Source organism: Amycolatopsis orientalis DSM 40040 = KCTC 9412 (assembly GCF_000478275.1).
Classification (GTDB): Bacteria; Actinomycetota; Actinomycetes; order Mycobacteriales; family Pseudonocardiaceae; genus Amycolatopsis; species Amycolatopsis orientalis.
In genome coordinates, this window is sequence record NZ_ASJB01000069.1 from 91,882 (window position 1) to 113,827 (window position 21,946).

At 69.7% G+C, this 21,946-nt stretch carries 17 protein-coding genes; 13 read left to right on the forward strand and 4 right to left on the reverse strand.

Translation table 11 applies throughout. The annotated features are described in order from the left end of the window. Positions 1–210 precede the first annotated feature (210 nt). The 5 genes from L324_RS24730 (at position 211) to L324_RS24750 (ending at position 7,087) form a co-directional block, all read left to right on the forward strand. Complete coding sequence (locus tag L324_RS24730; RefSeq protein WP_081736456.1) at positions 211–3,132, forward strand: alpha/beta fold hydrolase; 2,922 nt, start codon at positions 211–213, stop codon at positions 3,130–3,132. After that, positions 3,125–4,084, forward strand: a complete 960-nt coding sequence (locus L324_RS24735; RefSeq protein ID WP_044851103.1) for an ABC transporter permease — start codon at positions 3,125–3,127, stop codon at positions 4,082–4,084. The genes L324_RS24730 and L324_RS24735 overlap by 8 nt, the downstream gene beginning before the upstream one ends. A gap of 257 nt (positions 4,085–4,341) precedes the next feature. Further along, positions 4,342–4,764, forward strand: a complete 423-nt coding sequence (locus L324_RS24740) for a hypothetical protein (RefSeq protein WP_037313664.1) — start codon at positions 4,342–4,344, stop codon at positions 4,762–4,764. Between the two features lie 53 nt (positions 4,765–4,817). After that, positions 4,818–5,588: an enoyl-CoA hydratase/isomerase family protein gene (locus tag L324_RS24745; RefSeq protein WP_037313264.1), complete on the forward strand. Its 771-nt coding sequence runs from the start codon at positions 4,818–4,820 to the stop codon at positions 5,586–5,588. Between the two features lie 89 nt (positions 5,589–5,677). Next, positions 5,678–7,087: a S28 family serine protease gene (locus tag L324_RS24750; protein ID WP_037313266.1), complete on the forward strand. Its 1,410-nt coding sequence runs from the start codon at positions 5,678–5,680 to the stop codon at positions 7,085–7,087. Between the two features lie 72 nt (positions 7,088–7,159). Here L324_RS24750 and uvrB read toward each other — a convergent pair whose 3' ends face one another. After that, positions 7,160–9,319, reverse strand: coding sequence for an excinuclease ABC subunit UvrB (gene uvrB, locus L324_RS24755; RefSeq protein ID WP_037313268.1), 2,160 nt, complete (start codon positions 9,317–9,319; stop codon positions 7,160–7,162). Positions 9,320–9,411: 92 nt separating this feature from the next. Beyond that, entirely contained in the window at positions 9,412–10,749 is a 1,338-nt protein-coding gene (locus L324_RS24760) for a DUF5685 family protein (RefSeq protein WP_037313271.1), read from the reverse strand. A 142-nt stretch (positions 10,750–10,891) separates the two neighbouring features. Here L324_RS24760 and L324_RS24765 point away from each other — a divergent pair, with 142 nt between their 5' ends. The 5 genes from L324_RS24765 to L324_RS24785 all read left to right on the forward strand — a co-directional run bounded on the left by L324_RS24765 (position 10,892) and on the right by L324_RS24785 (position 16,576). Then, on the forward strand, positions 10,892–11,407 hold the full coding sequence (locus L324_RS24765) for a ribonuclease FAU-1 family protein (RefSeq protein WP_037313273.1): 516 nt from the start codon (positions 10,892–10,894) through the stop codon (positions 11,405–11,407). 138 nt (positions 11,408–11,545) lie between these two features. Next, the gene (locus tag L324_RS24770) at positions 11,546–13,078 is read left to right on the forward strand and encodes an ArnT family glycosyltransferase (RefSeq protein WP_037313667.1); all 1,533 of its coding nucleotides are present in this window, start codon (positions 11,546–11,548) and stop codon (positions 13,076–13,078) included. Between the two features lie 89 nt (positions 13,079–13,167). Next, entirely contained in the window at positions 13,168–14,688 is a 1,521-nt protein-coding gene (locus L324_RS24775; RefSeq protein ID WP_037313671.1) for an ArnT family glycosyltransferase, read from the forward strand. Then, positions 14,685–15,953, forward strand: a complete 1,269-nt coding sequence (locus L324_RS24780; RefSeq protein WP_037313275.1) for a sensor histidine kinase — start codon at positions 14,685–14,687, stop codon at positions 15,951–15,953. The genes L324_RS24775 and L324_RS24780 overlap by 4 nt, the downstream gene beginning before the upstream one ends. After that, complete coding sequence (locus tag L324_RS24785) at positions 15,950–16,576, forward strand: response regulator (RefSeq protein ID WP_037313277.1); 627 nt, start codon at positions 15,950–15,952, stop codon at positions 16,574–16,576. Before L324_RS24780 ends, L324_RS24785 begins: the two co-directional genes overlap by 4 nt. Before the next feature lie 3 nt (positions 16,577–16,579). Here L324_RS24785 and coaE read toward each other — a convergent pair whose 3' ends face one another. Continuing rightward, positions 16,580–17,764, reverse strand: coding sequence for a dephospho-CoA kinase (gene coaE, locus L324_RS24790; protein ID WP_037313279.1), 1,185 nt, complete (start codon positions 17,762–17,764; stop codon positions 16,580–16,582). A 196-nt stretch (positions 17,765–17,960) separates the two neighbouring features. Here coaE and L324_RS24795 point away from each other — a divergent pair, with 196 nt between their 5' ends. Next, positions 17,961–18,185, forward strand: a complete 225-nt coding sequence (locus L324_RS24795; RefSeq protein ID WP_037313282.1) for a hypothetical protein — start codon at positions 17,961–17,963, stop codon at positions 18,183–18,185. A gap of 175 nt (positions 18,186–18,360) precedes the next feature. On the opposite strand, the gene rpsA is transcribed toward L324_RS24795, so the two are convergent. Then, positions 18,361–19,860, reverse strand: coding sequence for a 30S ribosomal protein S1 (gene rpsA, locus L324_RS24800; RefSeq protein ID WP_037313285.1), 1,500 nt, complete (start codon positions 19,858–19,860; stop codon positions 18,361–18,363). Between the two features lie 304 nt (positions 19,861–20,164). Between rpsA and L324_RS24805 the strand changes: the two genes are divergently transcribed. After that, positions 20,165–21,028 (forward strand): class I SAM-dependent methyltransferase, encoded by an 864-nt coding sequence (locus tag L324_RS24805; protein WP_037313288.1) that lies wholly within the window; start codon positions 20,165–20,167, stop codon positions 21,026–21,028. Beyond that, positions 21,025–21,927: a GNAT family N-acetyltransferase gene (locus L324_RS24810; RefSeq protein ID WP_037313291.1), complete on the forward strand. Its 903-nt coding sequence runs from the start codon at positions 21,025–21,027 to the stop codon at positions 21,925–21,927. The genes L324_RS24805 and L324_RS24810 overlap by 4 nt, the downstream gene beginning before the upstream one ends. Positions 21,928–21,946 lie beyond the last annotated feature (19 nt).

Here is a 21,946-nt window from a genome sequence, read left to right on the forward strand (position 1 = left end):
CCGGCCGACGGTGCCGGGGGCCTGCGAAGGCCACCGTGCTGACGACACCGCCGCGAAGGAATACTCCCCTCACAGCTGGTCCAGTTTGACCTGTCTGTACGCATGACGCCAGTTAAGGTTGCCCTTGTCACCAAGATGATGGCGTAACTCCCGTCACACCGATCCCGCTTGTGTGGTCCGCGTGAGCCGGACGAGCGACTCTCAGCATCGGTGAAATACGGTCATTCCGTGCCCCGAATCCCGCTCCCTCGCACGCGAGGCGCGAAGCTCACCGCGCTCGCCGCGGTCGTGGTGGTCCTGGCCGCCGCGGCCGTCGTGTGGACGACCAGCGAACCCGCGCCGTCCGCAGTGAAAACCCAGGAAGCGACCCTCGACCTGCCCGAAACACCGGGTTCGCCGGAGGTCGTCAAGATCGACACGACGATGTACGTCCCCGAGCGGACCCCGGCTCCGGCCGTCCTGCTCGCCCACGGTTTCGGCGGCGACAAGAACAGTGTCGCCACCGAAGCCCGCGAACTCGCCGACAAGGGTTTCGTCGTGCTCGCCTGGTCCGCCCGCGGCTTCGGCCGCAGCACCGGGAAGATCGCGCTGAACGACCCCGACCGCGAGGTCTCCGACGCCCGGAAGCTGATCGACCACCTCGCCACGAGGCCGGAAGTGCTCAGCGAGAACGGCGATCCGAAGGTGGCCGCGTCCGGCGCCTCGTACGGCGGCGCGCTGTCCCTGCTGCTCGCCGGGACCGACAAGCGGGTCGACGCGATCGCGCCGGTGATCACTTACAACGACCTCGCGCAAGGCCTTTTCCCGAACGCGGCCTCGACGGCGGCCCCGGCCGCCACCACTCCGGCCGCGGGCGCGTTCACCGCGAACGGCGTCTTCAAGAAGTCCTGGGCCGGCATCTTCTTCTCCGCCGGTTCCGGCGCGGCGCAGAGTGGCTCTCCCGCCAACGACGCGCCCGAAGCCGGTGACGAGACGAGCGAATCCGGTGCGGCACAGGGCGCGGGAGCGGCCGGCGCCGCGGCGCAGTCCCTCCCACTCGGCGGCCCGAACGGCCAGCGGCCACCGAGCGGCCCGGCCGACCCTTGTGGACGGTTCACCGCCGACGTCTGCCAGGCCTACACCGAACTCGCCACCACCGGTAAGGCGAGCCCGCGCACCATCGACCTGCTCCGCCGCGTCTCCCCCGCGTCCGTGACGGACAAGATCACCGTGCCGACCCTGCTGGTGCAGGGCGAAAGCGACACCCTGTTCGGCCTGGACCAGTCCGACGCGACCGCCCGGCAGATCGCCGCGGCGGGCGGCAAGGTCCGCACGATCTGGTACACCGGCGGCCACGACGGCGGGAAACCCGGGCAGAAACTGCGGGCGACGATCGCCGACTTCCTCAAGTTCTCCCTCACCGGGCAGGGCACCGATCCCGGGACCGGGTTCAGCTACGACATCCAGGGCACGCTGCGCGCCAACGGCGCCCCGTCGGTCCGGACGGTCACCGCACCCGCGTACCCGGGCGCCACCGGCGACGCCACCGAACGACGGCGGTTCACCCTGGAGGGTCCGGCCCAGCCGGTCGTCCGGCCCGCCGGCGGCAACCCCGCCGCGGTGAGCGGCATCCCCGGTCTGAACGGGGCGGTGGCCAGTTCTTCCCGGCTGTCCGGACTGTTCACTGTGGACCCGCCCGGCCAGGCCGCGCAGTTCACGACGCGGCCCCTCGACGCGCAGACCATCGTGGCCGGTTCGTCCACGGTCCGGCTGCAGGTTTCGGCCGATCCGGCGGCGAACTCTTCCGGGGCCGCCCCGCAGAAGGAAGCCGTCCTGTTCGCGAAGCTCTACGACGTCAACTCCGAGGGCGTGCGCGCGCTTCCGGCGAACGCGGTCGCCCCGTTCCGGGTCTCCGGCCTGCCCGCGGACGGCAGCCCGGTCGAGGTGACGGTGACCCTGCCGGGCATCGTGCGGCCGCTGGAGGCCGGGCATACGCTCCGGCTCGTCGTCGGCACCACGGACCAGTCGTTCACGACCCCGGTCGAGCCGGCGGTGTTCCGCATCGGACTGGCCGACGGCGGACAGCTCGGCGTCCCGGTCGTCCACGGCACTTCGGTCGGGGTGGGGGCGCCGACGGCGCAGCTGCTCGGGATCGCCGGAACGCTGCTCGCGGGTGTCGCGGTCACGGTGATCGCCGCGTTCCGCCGCCGCCGCGCCCACGACGTCGACGAGAGCCTGGCGAAGACGCCGCTGGTGATCGAAGGACTGCGCAAGGCGTACGCGGGCGGATTCGTCGCGGTGAAGGATCTGTCGTTCCGGGTCGAACCCGGTCAGGTCCTCGGCCTGCTCGGACCGAACGGCGCGGGCAAGACGACGACGCTGCGCATGCTGATGGGGCTCATCACGCCGACAGCGGGCACCATCCGGGTGTTCGGCCATCTGATCGCGCCGGGCGCGCCGGTGCTGTCCCGGATCGGGTCCTTTGTGGAGGGTTCGGGTTTCCTGCCGCACCTGTCCGGCAAGGAGAACCTGGAGCTGTACTGGGCGAGCACGGGCCGCCCGAAGGACAAGGCGCATTTCGCCGAGGCACTGGAGATCGCCGGCCTCGGCGACGCGGTGAACCGGCGGGTCCGCACCTACAGCCAGGGGATGCGGCAGCGGCTCGCGATCGCGCAGGCGATGCTCGGCCTGCCGGAGCTCATGGTGCTCGACGAACCGACCAACGGGCTCGACCCGCCCCAGATCCACCAGATGCGCGAGGTGCTCCAGCGCTACGCGGCGACCGGGCGCACCGTGGTGGTTTCGAGCCACCTGCTGGCCGAGGTCGAGCAGACCTGTACGCACGTGGTCGTGATGCACCGCGGCATGCTGGTCGCCTCGGGTGAGGTCGGCGAACTGGCCGCGTCCAGTGGTGAGGCGACCTTCCGGGTCGATAAGCCCGCCGAGGCGGCCGAAGCGCTGCGGAAGGTCGGCGGCGTTTCCGGCGTCGACGTCGACGGGGAACTGGTCCACGCGGATCTCGACGGTCTCGCGCGCGCCGAGGCGGTCGCAGCCCTCGTGCGCGCCGGGGTCGCGGTCGAACAGGCCGGGCCGAGGCGCCGTCTGGAAGACGCGTTCCTGCAGCTGGTCGGAGAGGACTCGAAGGGTGAGTAAAACCAATGGTTCTTCCCCGGTGACCCGGGCGGATCATGGCGTGCACACCGACCCGGCCGCGCTACTGGAGCTGACCGAGGTCGCTTCGCACGAACGGACCGAGGTCGGCCCGGACGGGGCGGTGGCCGGGTACCGCGCCGACCGGACACTGCGGCTGGGCGTCGAGCTGAAACGGCAGCTCAAACGGCGGCGGACCCAGTTCATGCTGGGGTTCGTCGCGTTGCTGCCGTTCATCCTGGTGATCGCGTTCGAGATCGGGCAGGCCAACCCGAACCGCCGCAGCGGCGGTTTCGTCGACCTCGCCACCGCGAGCGCGCCGAACTTCGTGGTGCTCGCGCTGTTCGTCTCCGGGACGTTCCTGCTGCCGATGATCGTGGCGCTGTTCTACGGCGACACGATCGCGAGCGAGGCGTCGTGGTCGAGCCTGAAATACCTGCTGGCGATGCCGGTCCCCCGGCACCGGGTGCTGCGGCAGAAGGCGATCGTCTCCGGCATCCTCTCGGCGGCCGCGCTGATCCTGTTGCCGCTGGTGTCGCTGGCGGTCGGAGTCATCTGGTACGGCGCGGGCGACGCGATCAGCCCGACCGGGGACGCGGTGACCTTCGGCGACAGCCTCGTGGCCATGGGGCTGGCGACGATCTACATCATCCTGCAGCTGGCGTGGGTGGCCGGGCTGGCGATGCTGCTCTCGGTCGCCACCGACGCCCCGCTGGGTGCCGTCGGCGGCGCCGTGATCGTCGCGATCGTTTCGCAGATCCTCGACCAGATCACCGCGCTGGAAGGGCTGCGGGACTACCTGCCGACGCATTTCGCCTTCTCGTGGATGGATCTGATCTCGACCGATATCGACTGGACGAACATGGCCAACGGCATGCTGTCGGCCGCGTTGTACGGCACCGTGTTCTTCCTGCTCGCCGGTCGGCGATTCGCGACGAAGGACATCACCAGCTGAGAGCGTTTCCGCACTGAAAAAACACCGGGGTCCACCGGGAAGACGAAATCTTCTTCCCTGGTGGGCCCCGGTTTTCACTGGCCGTGGCGACCTTCACCCGTTAGCGCCGGTAATCGGTGTTTCATGCGCATGAGAACATCGTTTTCCGGATCATCGACTCATTGGGTGAAAAGTTCCCCTTCACCATCGACGACCTCCGGGAAATCCTTATCTTCAGTGCGAAGGTGCCGACGCGAGAAGAAAGCGGGGATGTCACCATGACCCAGTCGATCGAGATCCCGGTCCAGGAATTCGCTCTTGATTGGACCATGAGCTCCGGCAAGGGCGGGCGAGTCGGATTCGCCGTCTCGGGTCAGGTGACACTTCTCGACAACAAGCGGTTCTACAAGATCGACGGCGTCCTCTACATCTCCGAGGGCAGCGCCTACTGCCGCGACATCGGCAACCCCCATCTGTTCGTCCGGCGCAACGGCGTCGAGGAGAGCGGCAGGCAATGGGGCTGGGAGACCATCTGCAACCGCAAGTCCTGCAGCAGGCTGTGCGCCATGGACGCGTACTTCGTCCGCACCGGCTACTGGGCGCCCGCCGACCGGGCCATCCAGCTGAGCATCGGCGCCGAGACCGGCTGGAACCGCAAGCGGTCCTTCAGCCCCACTGTCACCGTGCGCCTGGCCGACTGAGCCGACTGAGCGGTCCACTGTAGAGGTCCGCCGGCTCGGGTACGGTCGGGCTCATGGCCACCTCCTCGATCCGCGTGGACGACGAAGGCGGGATCGCCGTCGTCACCCTTCAGCACGGCAAGGCGAACACCCTCGACACCGAGTTCTGCCAGGAACTGATCGTCCGGCTCGAAGACGTCCAGCTCGGCGGCTATCGCGGCGTCGTGCTGACAGGCTCGGGAAGCATCTTTTCGGCGGGCGTCGACCTGCGCCGGGTGCATGACGGCGGTGCCGGTTACATCGAGGACTTCCTGCCCGCGCTGTCGGACGCGTTCCTTTCGGTGTTCGGCTTCCCCGGTCCGGTGGTCGCGGCCCTCAACGGCCACGCGATCGCCGGCGGGGCGGTGCTCGCCGCCGCCTGCGACCGCCGGATCCTCGCCTCGGGCCCGAGCCGGATCGGGATCACCGAACTGCTCGTCGGCGTCCCGTTCCCGTTGGCGGCGCTGGAGATCCTGCGCTCCGGCTTCGGCGCCGACATCCTCGGTGAGCTGGCGTTCCTCGGCGAAACCCACCTGCCCGACGACGCGCTCCGGCTCGGCCTGGTGGACGAGGTGACCGCGCCGGAGACCGTGCTGCCGCGAGCGGTCGAGCTGGCCAAGAAGCTCGCCGAGATCCCCGCGGCCGCGTACGCGCACACGAAGGCCCAGCTGCACCGGCCGTTCCACGAGCGGATCGCCGAACACCGCACCGGCGACGACGCCCACGTCCTCGAACTGTGGAGTTCCCCCGAGGCGCTCGCGGCCATCAAGGCCTACGTCGACAGGGTGCTCCGCGGGCAGGCCTGAGCACGGGCTCGACCGGATAGCCGATTGCCCACCGGCGGGGACTCTGTGAGTATCCGACCGCTCGAAGGTCGGCGATGGGGAGGGCATCGATGCGGAAGCTCACGGCGGCGTGGTCGGTTCTGGCGATCACCGTGCTCGCACTGGCCGGGCTGACCCCGGCCGCGCAGGCGGCACCGGAGGACATCAAGGACGCGCTCGGGCGGATACCCGGGCTGACCGTCGTCTCGGAGAATCCGGCGCCGACCGGCTACCGGTTCTTCAAGCTCACCTACACCCAGCCCGTCGACCACCGCAGGCCGGACGCCGGTACCTTCCAACAGCGATACACCTTGCTGCACAAGGAATTCCGCTCGCCGACCGTGGTGTACACGAGCGGGTACAACGTGTCCGAATCGGCCAACCGCTCCGAGCCGACGCAGATCGTCGACGGCAACCAGCTGTCGATGGAGTACCGGTTCTTCACCCCCTCGCGGCCGGACCGGCCGGACTGGGGCAAGCAGCTGACGATCTGGCAGGCGGCGGCCGACCAGCACCGCGCCGTCGAGGCGTTCAAGCGGATCTATCCGGGCAAGTGGCTGGCGACCGGCGGCAGCAAGGGCGGCATGACGGCGACCTACTTCCGTAGGTTCTTCCCGAACGACGTCGACGCGACGATCCCCTACGTCGCACCCAACGACGTCATCGACTCGCACGACCGCTACAACCGGTTCCTGGCGAACGTCGGCGACGACCCCGCCTGCCGCTCGGCGCTGAAGGCCGTCCAGCGCGACGTGCTCACGCGGCGTTCCGAGTTCGTGGCGCTCGCCGAGGCCGACGCGGTCAAGAACGGTTACACGTTCACGACCGTCGGCTCGGCCGACGTCTCGCTGGAGATCTCGGTCATCGATTCGTACTTCGCGTTCTGGCAGTACCAGAAGCAGGCGGACTGCGCGACGGTGCCGAAGCCGGGCGCGCCGGCGGCCGCGGTCTTCGCCTGGTTCGAGCGCGTCGAAAGCCTCAACACGTATTCCGACCAGAACCTCGAACGCTATGTCCCGTACTACTTCCAGGCGGCGTACCAGCTCGGCGCCCCGGAGTCCTACGAGGGCTACCTGCGGGATCTTCTGCGGTACCCGGGCCGGAACGCGGCGCGGACGTTCGTGCCGAAGTCGGTCGACATCCCCCGGTTCGACCACCTGGCCATGCCGGACATCGACTTCTGGGTGAAGTCGCAGGGCAAGCGGCTGCTGTTCGTCTACGGCGGGAACGACCCGTGGGGCGCCGAGCCGTTCCGTCTGGGCTTCGGCACGAAGGACTCCTACAGCTACACCGTGGCGGGCGGGAACCACGGTGCCCGGATCGCCCAGCTTCCGGCCGCCCAGGCTGCCGAAGCGACGAACACCGTACGTCGCTGGGCCGGCCTGCCGCCGGTTTCGCCCGGCGTCACCACACGTTCGGTACCCGCCGGGTTCCCGGACTTCGACGCGGACCTGACGTTGCTGGAGCGCCCGCGCCTCTGAGCCCCCGCGTTTCGTCCTCTGGTTGCGTTCCTTGCGCGTGCAACTACCGCATCCAGAGGACGAAACGCGTGCTTACTTGATGCCGGCCGCGTCCATGCCGCGCAGCTCCTTCTTCAGGTCCGCGACCTCGTCCCGCAGCCGGGCGGCCAGTTCGAACTGCAGGTCGCGCGCGGCCTGCATCATCTGGTCGGTCATCTGCTGGATGAGGTCCGCCAGCTGGGCCCGGGGCATTCCGGAGACGTCCTTGTCGGTCAGCATCCCGGAGCTGCGCACCCTGTCGCCCTGCTCGGGTTTCTTGCCCCTCGACACGTTCCGGCCCGAACCGCCGACGGCGACGACCTCCTCCGAGTCCTCGGCCTCGCTGTAGACCCGGTCGAGGATGTCGGCGATCTTCTTCCGCAGCGGCTGCGGGTCGACGCCGCGCTCCTCGTTGTAGGCGACCTGCTTGGCACGACGGCGATCGGTCTCGTCGATGGCGTGCTGCATCGAGTCGGTGATCTTGTCCGCGTACATGTGCACCTCGCCCGACACGTTTCGCGCCGCGCGGCCGATCGTCTGGATCAGCGAGGTACCACTGCGGAGGAAGCCCTCCTTGTCCGCGTCGAGGATCGCGACCAGCGAGACCTCGGGCAGGTCGAGTCCCTCACGGAGCAGGTTGATCCCGACCAGCACGTCGAAATCGCCCGCCCGCAGCTGCCGCAGCAACTCGATCCGGCGGAGGGTGTCGACCTCGGAGTGCAGGTACCGCACCCGGATGCCGAGTTCCAGCAGATAGTCGGTGAGGTCCTCGGACATCTTCTTCGTGAGCGTGGTGACCAGGACGCGCTCGTCCTTCTCGGCCCGCTCGCGGATCTCGTGCACCAGGTCGTCGATCTGGCCCTCGGTCGGCTTCACGACCACCTTCGGGTCGACCAGGCCGGTCGGCCGGATGACCTGCTCGACGAACTCGCCGCCCGCCTGGCCCATCTCGTACGGGCCCGGCGTCGCCGACAGGTACACCGTCTGCCCGATCCGGTCGCTGAACTCCTCCCAGGTCAGCGGCCGGTTGTCGACCGCGCTGGGCAGCCGGAAACCGAACTCGACCAGGTTCCGCTTCCGCGACATGTCGCCTTCGAACATGCCGCCGATCTGCGGGACCGTCTGGTGCGACTCGTCGATGACCAGCAGGAAGTCTTCCGGGAAGTAGTCGATCAGGGTGGCGGGCGCGGAGCCTGCTTCGCGACCGTCGATATGCCGCGAGTAGTTCTCGATGCCGGAGCAGAACCCGACCTGGCGCATCATCTCGATGTCGTACGCGGTGCGCATCCGCAGCCGCTGGGCTTCGAGGAGCTTGCCCTGCTTCTCCAGCTCGGCCAGGCGCTGCTCCAGTTCGGCCTCGATACCGTGGATGGCCTTCTCCATCCGCTCCGGGCCCGCGACGTAGTGCGTGGCCGGGAAGATGCGGACCTCGTCGACCTCTTTCACGATGTCGCCGGTGAGCGGGTGCAGGTAGTACAGCTTCTCGATCTCGTCACCGAAGAACTCGACGCGGATCGCCAGCTCCTCGTACGCCGGGATGATCTCGACCGTGTCGCCCCTGGCGCGGAAGGTGCCGCGGGCGAAGGCGATGTCGTTGCGGGTGTACTGCACGTCCACCAGTGCGCGGAGGAAGACGTCGCGGTCCAGCTGCTCGCCGACCTTCAGCTTCGTCGACCGGTCGAGGTACGACTGCGGCGTGCCGAGGCCGTAGATGCACGACACACTCGCGACCACGATGACGTCGCGCCGCGACAGCAGGTTCATCGTCGCCGAGTGCCGCAGCCGCTCGACGTCGTCGTTGATCGACGAGTCCTTCTCGATGTAGGTGTCCGTCTGGGCGATGTACGCCTCGGGCTGGTAGTAGTCGTAGTAACTGACGAAGTACTCGACCGCGTTGTGCGGGAACAACTCCCTCAGCTCGTTCGCCAGCTGGGCGGCGAGCGTCTTGTTCGGCGCCATCACCAGCGTCGGGCGCTGGACGCGCTCGATCAGCCAGGCCGTGGTCGCCGACTTACCGGTACCGGTGGCGCCCAGCAGCACGACGTCCTTCTCGCCCGCGTTGATCCGCCGTTCGAGCTCGTCGATGGCCGCCGGCTGGTCGCCGGCTGGCTTGTACTCGCTGACCACCTCGAACCGGCCACCGGTCCGGGGGATCTCGGTGACGGGGCGGAAGTCCGACTGGGCGAGTACGGGGTGTTCGGATGCGAAAGCCACGGGAACCAGAGTAGGCGCAAGGTCCGACAGTTTCCGCTCAGCGTGCTCGTGAGCGGTAATGACGGTTCTAACCGTCATTACCACTCACGAGGTCAGCACGAACAGTCACAACAGGAACAGCAATCACAGCAGTCACAACCGTCGCAGTTGTTCGCGCAGGCTTCCCTCGGCTTCCCGCTCCACGGGCCGGGGAACGGGTCGCGGCAGCAGAACTGGCACGAACAGCACATGTAGGTGGCCACGGCGCAGCCGAAGAAGAAGTTCCGCGGCCGGGGCGGGACCCGGAACTTCGGCACCCAGCAGCCGCCGCCCTGACCGTCGATCGGCACGCCGCCGCCGCGTCGCCCCTTCTTCTTCGGCGGCTCCTGGGGCGGGCCGCCACCACCCGGGGCACCCGGCGGCGGAGGCGGCGGCTGGTGCCCGCCCTGCGGGTACTGCTGTTGCGGAAAGGGCTGCTGAGGGTAGGACTGCTGCGGATAGGGCTGATGGGGGTGCTGCTGCGGCCGCGGCCCCGGCCCGATCCAGCCCGGAGGCGGCTGCTGCGGCCCGTGACCGTGTCCGTGCGCGGGTCCGAGGAGGCTGTGCCCGAAGGCGCGCCGCACCGCCTGGCGCAGTTCGTGCACCAGCAGGGCGTGCACCAGCGTGGACTGGACGAACCTCACCTCGCGAAGGGCCAGTTCGACGCCGAGCACGGCGTCGTCGCACAGCCGTCGCGCCTCGGCGAGGCCGGTGCCGGTGGCCGTCAATGGGTTCCACGCGCCGGCGGCCTCGTCTTCGGCGAGGTCTTCGACGGCGTCGAGCAGATGCGCGGCCCGGCCGAACAGGCGCCCGGCCTCGGCCAGTGGCGCCGCGTTCTCCGGATGACCGGCCAGCACGGCGGTGTGCGCGAACGCGGCCGCGGTCGCCAGTTCGGCGGGTTCGGTGGCCAGCAAGGCCGAATCACCCAGGCGGACGGCACGTTCGATCTCGCCCTGGCGGTCGACGGCCTCGGTCAGGACCGCGGTGTCGAACCCGATCCGCGTACCGGTCCGGCCGCCCTGATCCGCCCAGCGCGTCGCCATCCGCTTCGCCGCGACGGCGACGGACCGCCGCGCGAAGGCCCCGTCGCGGTCCTCGACGTGGTCACTGATCTTGGCCGACGCCAGCACCAGGGAGACCGCCGCCGCGAGCTGGGCACCGCCACCCTGCGCCACCGATGTCCCCTTCATCGCCCGAAGCGCGCAAGGGCCGGCGTCGCGCCGTCCCTCCGCGCGCGGCGACTGCGCTTCGACGAGCGCGGAGATGATCAAGCCGTCGTAGTTCGTGACCATTCGGGCGAGATGTCCGTGTTCGTCGCGCAAAGTCAGGCAGAGACCGCAGAGATGGGCGAGCCAATCCGCGTGCAGACCTGCGGAAAGCCGGTGCCGGCAAGGCCTGATGATCCCGAACATGCGTCGTCTCCCACTCACCCCTACGGCGGAACCAGCGCACCCTATCCGGCGATGGCGGCTTGCTCCGGGGAAACCGGGAAAACGTGATCGTCCACCCGGTTGGGCGGTGTTCGCGGACGCCGGGGCCTTCCAAGATGGGCCCATGACCGCGCCGCATCCGCCCAAAGTCGAGTACTTCGATCCGGCCACGAAGACCAACACGGACCCCAAGGGCATCGTGAGGGACGTCGAGGAATACCGCGAAGAGCCCTTCGGCCTCTACATGGCGCGGCCGACGCCTGGGCGGACACAGTTCCACTACCTCGAATCCTGGCTGCTGCCGGACCTCGGCCTGCGGATCACCGACTTCTGGTTCAACGCCGGACACGAACGCGATCAGGACTTCTACCTCGACGTCGTCGACATCCGCCGCGAAGACGGCGTCTGGATCGTCACCGACCTCTATCTCGACCTCGTCCTGCGGGACAAGAAATCCGTCCAGGTGATCGACGCCGACGAACTCCTCGCCGCCGTCACCGCCGGGCTGCTCTCCCCCGCCGACGGCGAACGCGCGCTCGGCATCAGTCACACGACCGTGGACGGGCTGGCCTCGCACGGTCACGACCTGCGTGGTTGGCTGTCCACAAAGGACGTCACGCTCGGCTGGCGACGGCACTGACCGCTCCGGGTCCATCGATCGGTTGACCCGCCCCATCCTCCCGGTTGAGCGACTCCCGTCCGGCCGAAGGATTCACCGCGCCGCCCCGGTACGGGATTCTCGATCACGAGCGGAACCGAGCGAGAGGGGCGGATGTCCATGGTCGCCGAGACCGGGGAACTCCGGGAACGGTACGGCGAAGGGGAACAGCCGGGGATCGCGCCGTTCGCGCGGACACCGGTGCTGGCGATCGCCGGTGCGATGGGGGCGGTGCTCGCGGCGACGGCCGGGCGCTATGGCTACTTCGGCGACGAGTTGTACTTCCTGGCGGCCGGCCGGCATCTGGACTGGGGGTATGCCGACCAGCCGCCGCTCGTGCCGCTCCTGGCGCGCCTGATGGACGCGTTCGGCGCCGACTCGCCGTTCGTCCTGCGGATCCCGGCGATGCTGGCGATGGTCGCCAGTGTCGTGCTGACCGCGTTGATCGCCAGGGAACTCGGCGGTGGCCGCCGGGCACAGGCGATCTCGGCGGCCACCTTCGCGCTGTCCACCCAGATGCTCGGCGGCGGGCACTATCTGGCGACCAGCACCATCGACCCGTTCCTGTGGACGCTGCTGAGCTGGCTGCTCGTCCGGTGGGTGCGGACCCGCGCGGACGGGCTCCTGCTGTGGGGCGGCGTGGTGACCGGGCTCGCGCTGAACACGAAATTCCTCATCGGCGCGTTCTGGATCGTCGCGCCGATGGCCGTCGCCGTCTGCGGGCCCCGCGACCTCTTCCGCCGTCCGGCGTTCTGGGGCGGCGCGGTGATCGCCGCCGTGATGATCGCGCCCACGCTCGTCTGGCAGGCCGCGAACGGGTGGCCCCAGCTGAGCATGGGAGCGGCGATCTCCGAGGAGGTCTCGTCGGAGTGGGGCGGGCGGGTCACCTTCGTGCCGACGCTGGTGTTGAGCGCGGGCATCCCCGTGGGCATGTTCCTCATCTGTTACGGGCTGTGGCGGCTGATGCGATCCGGACGCCTGCGGCCGTACCGGTTCCTGGGGTGGACCGCGCTCGGCGTGCTCGTGGTGTTCCTGCTGGTGAACGGCCGCTACTACTACGCGGCCGGGATGTTCGCCCCGCTGTTCGCCGCCGCCGCGGTGGAGCTCGAAGCGGGCCAGGCGTCGAAGTACTGGCGCTGGATCGCCACCTGGCCGGTGTTCGTCCTGGCCGCGCTGATCACGGTCCCGCTGAGACTCCCGGTCCTTCCGCAGTCGTCGGTGGCGAGCACCCCGGTCTGGGCACGGCCGGTCTTCGCGACCGAGGAGATCGGCTGGCGGGAGATCACGGAATCGGTGGCGCAGGCGTACCGCGCCGTACCCGATCCGGCACACACCGGCATCGTCGCGGCGAGGTACTGGCAGGCCAGCGCCATCGACCACTATGGACCGGAACTGGGACTCCCGTCGCCGTCGAGCCCCAACCGCGGCTATGCCACGTTGCCGAGGCCGCAGGACTCGGCACGCGACGTCCTGTTCGTCGGGAACGACCCGTCGTCGCTTGTGCCGTACTTCACGCGACTGCGCGAGGTCGGCACGCTCGACAACCGGGCCGGGATCCCGAACGCGAGTCAGGGTATGAAGATCTGGCTGGCCACCGGCCTGAAAGGAACATGGGGGACGGTGTGGCCGCGGCTCACGGACTGGGGCTCCTGAGCCTCGCCGGTCCGCTCACGACCGACGCGCCACGCCGGTGGGACGTAGGGTGCGAGGGGACCGGCACCCGAGGGATCTGCGAGGACTGGATGAAAGCCGCCAGCGCGGCCGAAACACCGACCGTGCCCGGGGCGGCGTTCGCCCGCCTTCCGGTGGCACTGCTCGCCGCGGCGGCCGCGGCGGTCCTGATGGCGACGGCGTGGCGGTACGGCTACTTCGGTGACGAGCTGTACTTCCTCTCCGCCGGCAAGCGCCTGGCCTGGGGCTACGCCGACCAGCCGCCGGTGCTGCCGCTTTTGGCGTGGGCGATGGACTCCCTCGCGCCGGGCAACGTCTTCGTGTTCCGCCTCCCCGCCGTCCTCGCGACGGCCGCCGGTGTCGTGTTCACCGGGCTCATCGCCCACGAGATGGGCGGCGACCGCCGGGCGCAGACCCGAGCCGCGGCCGCGTACGCGATCTGCGGACAGTTCCTCGGCAGCGGGCACTACCTGGCCACGTCGACGATCGACCCGGCGTTGTGGGCGCTCGTCGTATGGCTGCTCGTGCGATGGATGCGGACCCGCGACGACAACCTGTTGCTGTGGCTGGGCGTCGCCACCGCCGTCGCGCTGAACGTCAAGCTCCTCATCGCGACGTTCTGGGTCGCCGCCGGGGTCGCGATCCTCGTCTTCGGGCCCCGGGATCTCTTGCGCAGGCCCAAACTGTGGATCGGCGCGGGTATCGCCGCGCTGTCGCTGGTGCCCACCGTGTGGTGGCAGGCCGCGAACGGCTGGCCGCAGCTGGAGATGGGCGACGTCATCGCGCACGAGGCCACCGGCGGCTGGAGCGGGCGGGCGGGGTTCCTGCCCGCCCTGCTGACCGGCGCCGGGCTCGGCATCGGTGTCGTCGGCGTCCTTTATGGACTTTGGGTTTTGCTGTTCTCCCCACGGTTGCGCGAGTACCGGTTCCTCGGTTGGACCGCCGTCGGCGTGATCGGGTTGTTCATCCTGTCCGGAGGCCGCTACTACTACGCGGCGGGCATGTTCGGCGTCCTCTGGGCGGGCGCGGCCGTCCACTTCGGACAGCTGAAGCCGTCCTCGTGGTTCCGCTGGATCCCGACCTGGCCGGTGTTCCTGTTGTCCGCGCTGTACACCCTCCCCTACGCGCTGCCGGTGTGGCCGTCGGCCTGGCTCGCGGAAGGCCGCGACGTACCGCGTCCGGCGTACGCGCTGGAGGAGATCGGCTGGCCGGACCTCGCCCGGTCGGTCGCGGACGCCTATCACCGGCTCCCGCCGGAGCAGCGAGCACGCACCACCCTGCTGACGGCCGGGTACTGGCAGGCCGGGGCGCTGGACCGGTACGGCCCCGAGCTGGGTCTGCCCGCCGTTTACAGTCCCAGCCGGGGTTTCTGGTACTTCGGCCGTCCGCCGGAGACCGCGGACACCGTGCTGTTCGTCGGGCCCGATCCGGCGCGGCTGCTGCGTTCGTTCACCGACGCCCGGATCGTTTCCCGCGTCGACAACGCGCTCGGCGTCCGCAACGTGAGTCGCGGGATGCCGATCTGGCTGGTCACCGGGCACACCGAATCCTGGGCCACCGCGTGGCCGGGGCTGCGGGAATTCCGGGTATGACCAGCTGGATCCGGTGGCAGGACTCGCTGTGGCCGTCCCCAGGGGACGGGCGGGCGCCGCGGCGGCCGTGGGGTGGCCGGATCGAACGTTCCCTGCCGTACGCGCTGCTGGCGCTGAGCACGGCACTGAGCTTGCTGCTCTCCGGCAACGATCCCGCCGTCACCTTGAAACTGGCGGGGATCGCCGCGGCCTGGCTGCTGGTGTCCTTCACCCTCGTCCCGGCCCGGTGGGCCGGACATCCGGTGGTCGTCGCGGTGTCCTTCACCGGGCTCGTCGCGATCGCCGCGGTGCTCGAAGCGCACGACACGGTGTTCCTCATCTTCATGATCGCCGGGTTCTTCGACGCGATGCGGCTGCGGCCCGCCCCGCTCGCGCTGGCCGGGGTCTTCGTGGTTTCCGCGCTGATCAACACGCTGCCCAACGGCGGGCCGATCCAGGCGTTCGCCGAGCAGCCCGCGTTGTGGCTCGTGGTCACGCTGGTGCAGACAGCCGCCATCGGGGGCGGCGGGCTCGTCTCGGCGGCGATGGCGCGTCAGCACGCGGAACGCAAACGCGTACTCGACGAACTCGCCGCCGCGCAGGAGGAGAACGCCGGGCTGCAGCGGCAATTGCTGGACCAGGCCAGGGAAGCCGGTGTCCTCGACGAGCGCCAGCGGCTGAGCCAGGAAATCCACGACACGCTCGCCCAGGGCTTCACCGGGATCATCACCCAGCTGGAGGCGGCCGCGGAGGCGAACGGCGATCCCGCGGAATGGCAGCGGCACGTCGGCACCGCGATGGCGCTGGCGCGCGAGAACCTGACGGCCGCACGGCGTTCGGTGCGCGCGCTCGGCCCCCAGCCGCTGGCGGGCGCGACCCTGCCGGACGCGCTCGACGAGGTCTCCCGGCTGTGGGGCGAGCGGACCGGCGTCGAGGTCCGCTTCACCACCACCGGGACCGCGCGGGCACTGCACCCCGAGATCGAGGCGACCCTGCTGCGGATCACGCAGGAGGCACTGGCCAACGTCGAGAAGCACGCCGCCGCCACGATCGTGGGGCTCACGTTGTCGTACATGGCCGATCAGGTGACCATCGACGTCCGGGACGACGGCCGGGGATTCGATCCCGGCGTGGTCGTCTCTTCCGGTGAGGGCGGGTTCGGCGTCCCTGGGATGCGCGCCCGGGTCGCCCGGCTGGCCGGCACTTTGCACCTCGAATCCGAGCCGGGCGGCGGGACGGCCGTTTCGGCCAACCTTCCCGCCATCGCACTGGAGGCCCGTCCATGACGATCACCTTGCTGATCACCGACGATCACCCGATCGTCCGTGACGGGCTGCGCGGGATCTTCACCGCGGACCAGGGATTCGAAGTCCTCGGCGAAGCGGCGTCCGGCGACGAAGCCGTCGCGCTGACGGAGAAACTCCGCCCCGACGTCGTGCTGATGGACCTGCGGATGCCGGGCTCCGGCGGGGTGGCCGCGATCGCGGAACTGGCGAAACGCGGCAACCCCGCGCGGATCCTCGTGCTGACGACCTACGACACCGACACCGACGTCGTCCCTGCGATCGAGGCCGGCGCGACCGGCTACCTGCTCAAGGACGCTCCGCGCGAGGAACTCTTCCGTGCCGTGCGCGCCACGGCGCGCGGGGAAGCCGTGCTCTCCCCCGCCGTCGCCGACCTGATCATGGGCAGGATGCGCGCGCCCGCGCCGGAACCGTTGAGCCGCCGGGAGATCGAGGTCCTCACGCTGATCTCGCGGGGTTCGACCAACAAGGAGGCCGCGAAACAGCTGTTCATCAGCGAGGCCACCGTGAAGACGCACCTCGTGCACGCCTACGCGAAGCTCGGGGTGAAGGACCGGGCGGCCGCCGTCGCGACCGCTTTCGAACGGGGGCTCCTCGGGAGCTGAGCCCTACGGCGTCCAGCCCGTCGACTCGGCCCACGCGGCGGCCCGGACGAAGGCCCCGTCGATCCAGTCCTGCTTGTCGTCGGTGTACCGCTCGAAACTTCCGTCGCCGGCGTGCTTCGCGGCCATTGCGTGTTTGACCGCCGCGTAGGCGTCCCGCTCGTCCGGGTTCTGGCGCAGCCACTCCGGGAACAGCAGCGCGAGCCGCCAGGCAGGCGTCTCCTGCGACCGGACGTGCAGGTTGACCGGGCGGCGGGGGTCGCCGCCGAAGTGGAACCGTTTCGCCCAGGTGCCCTCTTCGCCGTGCGCGTCGTCGAACCAGTCGCCTTCCGCGCGCGGGAAGCCGGCGTCGGAGAGGGCGTCCGCCAGCGCGTCAGCGTCGTCCAAAGTGGACACGGTGAGCTGGAGGTCGAGGATGTCCTTGGCCGGCAGGCCGGGCACGGAGGTCGAACCGATGTGGTCGGCCCGCACGGCCCTGTCCGCGGCCGCCACGCGGATCCGCGCGAGCGCCCGCTCGGCCTGCGCCGGCCAGGTCTCGTCGTACGGCGCGACCTTCGGCGCCATCGGCGGGCGCGGCTTGCGGAGGCGCACGTTGGCCTCGAACGGGGTCAGCCTGTCGGCCCACAACGCGTCGACGTCGGCGAGCACGATGTCGGCCGCTCCGCTGTTGTCGAGCCAGACGTCGGCCACGGCCCGGCGCTGGTCGGTGGTGGCCTGCGCCTTGATCCTGGCGCGCGCGTCGGTCTCGGCCATCCCCCGGGACTCGACGAGACGGCGGACGCGGACCTCCTCCGGAGCGTCGACCATGACGACGAGGTGGTACATCGGCGCGAGTCCGCCTTCGACGAGCAGCGGGATGTCGTGCACGATGATCGCGTCCGGCGCGGCGCCCGCCATCAGCTCGGCCGTCCGGGCGCCGACCTTCGGGTGGACGATCGAGTTCAGCCGCTTGCGGGACTCCTCGTCGGCGAAGGCCTTGGCGGCGAGCGCGGCACGATCGAGTGAACCGTCGGCCGCGAGGATGTCCTCCCCGAACGCCTCGACGAGCTCGGCGAGGCCCGGTGTCCCCGGCTCGACGACCTCCCTGGCGATCTTGTCGGAGTCGATGAGGACGGCACCGTGCTCGGAAAGCCGGTTCGCCACCGTTGATTTTCCAGCGCCGATCCCGCCGGTCAGGCCCACACGCAACATGACGATCAGCCTAGTGCGCGACCTCGGGCGATCGCACAGGGTCAGGGAAGGTACACATCCGGCACAGAAGGATGCAAAAGGCAAGATCATCGTGACGCGTGACTCAACCTTTATGGGTGACACGCCGGTCGGTTACGCGGCTTCAGGGGCTCGATTGCGTACCGTGCGCGGCGAAGGTAGCCCACACGGAGGAAAGATGGCAGACGGGAAGCACGCCGGAAGGCACCGGCTCGGTTCGCCGGGGCTGGTGCACTGTGTCCTCCATCGTCCCGTGGCCGAGGCCCTCGCCGAATATCGGCGCACGTGGCTGAGCGCGCTCCTGGTTCCCGCCAAGCACAGCTTCGCCGGACTCCGCCGCAAGGCCCGCGCCGCGGCACTCGAACGCATCTGGGTCCCGGCCGTCCGGCCCGTCACCTCCTGACGCCCTCTCCCGCTCCCCCTCTCCGCGTCTCGTCCTCTAAATGCGGTACTTGTCATGCGCAAGTACCGCATTTAGAGGACGAAATGCGGGGAGGTCCTGGACGGGCGCAAGAAAGCGGCCCCGGTCCGTGGTGGACCGGGGCCGCTGTCTGTCAGCTACTGGCTGAGCGCCTGGATCACGCGCCGCCCGACAGCTTCTCGCGGAGAGCCGCGAGCTGCTCGTCGCTGGCGAGCGTGCCACCGCTCTTGGCCTCGGCCGGAGCGGAGGTGTAGCTCTGCTCGCCCGAGTCGCTCGAGGTGACACCGGTCGCGGCGTCCGCAGCGGCCTCGGCGTCGGCCTCGGCGGCCTTCTGGACCTGCTTCATGTGAGCCTCGTAGCGGGTGTGAGCCTCGGCGTACTGACGCTCCCACTCCTCACGCTGCTTGTCGAAGCCTTCCTGCCACTCCTGGGTGTCCGGGTCGAAGCCTTCGGGGTAGATGTAGTTGCCCTCGGCGTCGTACTCGGCGGCCATGCCGTACTGAGTGGGGTCGAACTCGGTCTCCGGCGTGACGCCCTCGTTCGCCTGCTTCAGCGACAGCGAGATGCGACGACGCTCGAGGTCGATGTCGATGACCTTGACCATCACGTCGCCGTTGACCTGGACGACCTGCTCCGGGATCTCCACGTGGCGCTCGGCCAGCTCGGAGATGTGCACCAGGCCCTCGATGCCCTCCTCGACGCGCACGAACGCACCGAACGGGACGAGCTTGGTGACCTTGCCCGGCACGATCTGGCCGATCGCGTGGGTGCGGGCGAACTGACGCCACGGGTCTTCCTGGGTCGCCTTCAGCGACAGCGAGACGCGCTCGCGGTCCATGTCGACGTCCAGAACCTCGACCGTGACCTCCTGGCCGACCTCGACGACCTCGGACGGGTGGTCGATGTGCTTCCAGGACAGCTCGGAGACGTGCACCAGGCCGTCGACGCCACCCAGGTCCACGAAGGCACCGAAGTTGACGATGGACGACACGACGCCCTTGCGGACCTGGCCCTTGGCGAGCGCGTTGAGGAACTCGCTGCGCACCTCGGACTGGGTCTGCTCCAGGTAGGCACGGCGGGACAGGACCACGTTGTTGCGGTTCTTGTCCAGCTCGATGATCTTCGCCTCGAGCTCGCGGCCGACGTACGGCTGCAGGTCGCGGACGCGGCGCATCTCGACCAGCGACGCGGGCAGGAAGCCGCGCAGGCCGATGTCCAGGATGAGGCCGCCCTTGACGACCTCGATGACGGTGCCCTTGACGGGCTCGTCCTTCTCCTTGAGCTCCTCGATCGTGCCCCAGGCGCGCTCGTACTGCGCACGCTTCTTGGACAGGATCAGACGGCCTTCCTTGTCCTCCTTCTGGAGAACGAGGGCTTCGACCTCATCGCCGACGGTGACAACCTCAGCCGGGTCGACATCGTGCTTGATGGAGAGCTCGCGCGAGGGGATGACACCCTCGGTCTTGTAGCCGATGTCGAGCAGGACCTCGTCGCGGTCGACCTTGACGATGGTGCCTTCAACGATGTCGCCATCGTTGAAGTACTTGATCGTCTTGTCGATCGCTGCGAGGAAGTCTTCCTCCGACCCGATGTCGTTGATAGCGACTTGCTGGGGCCCAGTGGGGGCGGTCGGGGCGGTGGCGGTGTCGGTCGTCATTAGGCGGGTTGCTCCGGTGGATGGGAAGTAGTGGGTTTGCAGTTAGGGCACCATGGGCTCTTCCGGCATGAGGTGACCACATGAGCAAACGTCCACAGGGAACGACCGCGAGCATCACCGCATCCGGTACGCGACCCCCTGACCCGGACGCTGAGCGAACCGGGGGAAAGAGTAGCGCGAACCCACTGCGCTAACAGATATCCTACGCGGCCCCCTGTACACGGCACAATCAGGGTCACACCCGCGATCACAGCGGGCGGACGATCTGGGCCGCGAAGCCCTGACCTGGGGAAAGGATATCGGTTTGAGTCAGCAGTCCGCCGCCGAGCGGGAAACGGCGGCCGAACGGCACGCGCACGCCGAGGAGCGGCTCGGCACCGCGGGGGTCGCCTACCGGGCGGTCTCGGCACCGGAGGCGACGGCCGCGAACCTGGCCTGGTGGGACGCCGACGCCGACGACTACCAGGCGACCCACGGCGGCTTCCTCGGCGACGCGGACTTCGTCTGGTGCCCGGAGGGCGTCCGCGAGGCCGACGTCGCACTTCTGGGTGAAGTCGGCGGCAAGCGGATCCTCGAGGTCGGCTGCGGGCAGGCGGCCTGTTCGCGCTGGCTCGCCACGCAGGGCGCCGAAGCGGTGGCGACCGATCTGTCCGCGGGCATGCTCCGGCACGCGCGGGAAGGCAACGTCCGGACCGGCCCCGCCGTCCCGCTCGTGCAGGCGACGGCGGAGTCGCTCCCCTTCGCCGACGCGAGCTTCGACGCGGCGTGCTCGGCCTTCGGCGCGATCCCGTTCGTGGCGTCGGTGGACGTCGTGTTCGCCGAAGTGCACCGGATACTCCGGCCGGGGGCCCGGTGGGTGTTCTCGGTGACCCATCCGATGCGCTGGATCTTCCCCGACGATCCCGGACCGCAGGGCCTCACCGTCACCCAGCCGTATTTCGACCGCACCCCGTACGTCGAGGTCGACGACGAGGGCGTCGCGACCTACGTCGAGTACCACCGCACCATCGGCGACTACGTCCGCGCACTCGCCGACGCCGGTTTCACCCTCACGGACCTCATCGAGCCCGCCTGGCCGGAGGGCCACTCGCGGACCTGGGGGCAGTGGAGCCCGTTGCGCGGCAAGCTCTTCCCCGGCACGGCGATCTTCTGCACCCAGCGGGGATGACGCGGCAGGCGGATCCGCAGGCCGCGCGCTTCGCCGCGCTCGATCCGCTGCTCCCGCCACCGCCGCCGCTCCCGCCCGGCGACCCCGTCGAGGCGGGCGGCGCGGTCGGGACGATCGCGCATCTGCGGTTCCCGGTCGGTTCGTGGCAACGGCTCTGGAGCCCGGCTCATCTGCAGATCCTCTCCGCGATCCTCCCCGCTGACGCCGGCGCGGGGATGAACGCGCTGCTCTCCGTGTGGCGCGCGCGGATCGCGCTCGCCGCCGCCGAACCGGATTCGTCGTGCACGGTCACCTGGCCCAGCCGCGACGTCGTGGTGGCACGCGCCCTGCTCGACCACGGGCTCGCACCGCAACTGGCGCTGGCGGTCCGCGCGCCGTCCCCCGGCGACGGGCACACGGTTCCCGGGGTGACCGTCCGGGAGTCCACCGGCGGCGATCTGGAGGAGATCGTCGATCTCCGGTTCGAGGAACTCCGCTACACCTCGTTCGTCGGCCATGGCGTCGTCCGGCCCGGCGCCAAGGCCTTGCTCGCCGAAGAGGTCCGCCGCGGCCTGCAGTTCGGCGGCCGGGCCTGGATCGCCGAAGAAGAAGGGGTCACCGTCGGGATGGTGACCGGCGGAAAGCGCTCACCGGCCCCCGGTGACGCGCTCGCCGGACGGCTGCCGCCCGGCGAATGGGGTTACCTCGGCACGCTCGCGGTCACCGCGGCCGCACGGGGCCGCGGGATCGGGCGCGCGCTGACCGCGGTCGCGCACGACGAACTGTTCTCGGCGTCGTCTCGCGGTACCTTCGTCTCGTACAATCCCGCCAATCCGCTGTCCCCGGTGTTCTGGCACCGGCAGGGTTATCGTCCACTATGGACGACGTGGGCGGTGAGCCCGGCCGCGGCACTGCGGTAGCGGTGATCGGCGCTACGGA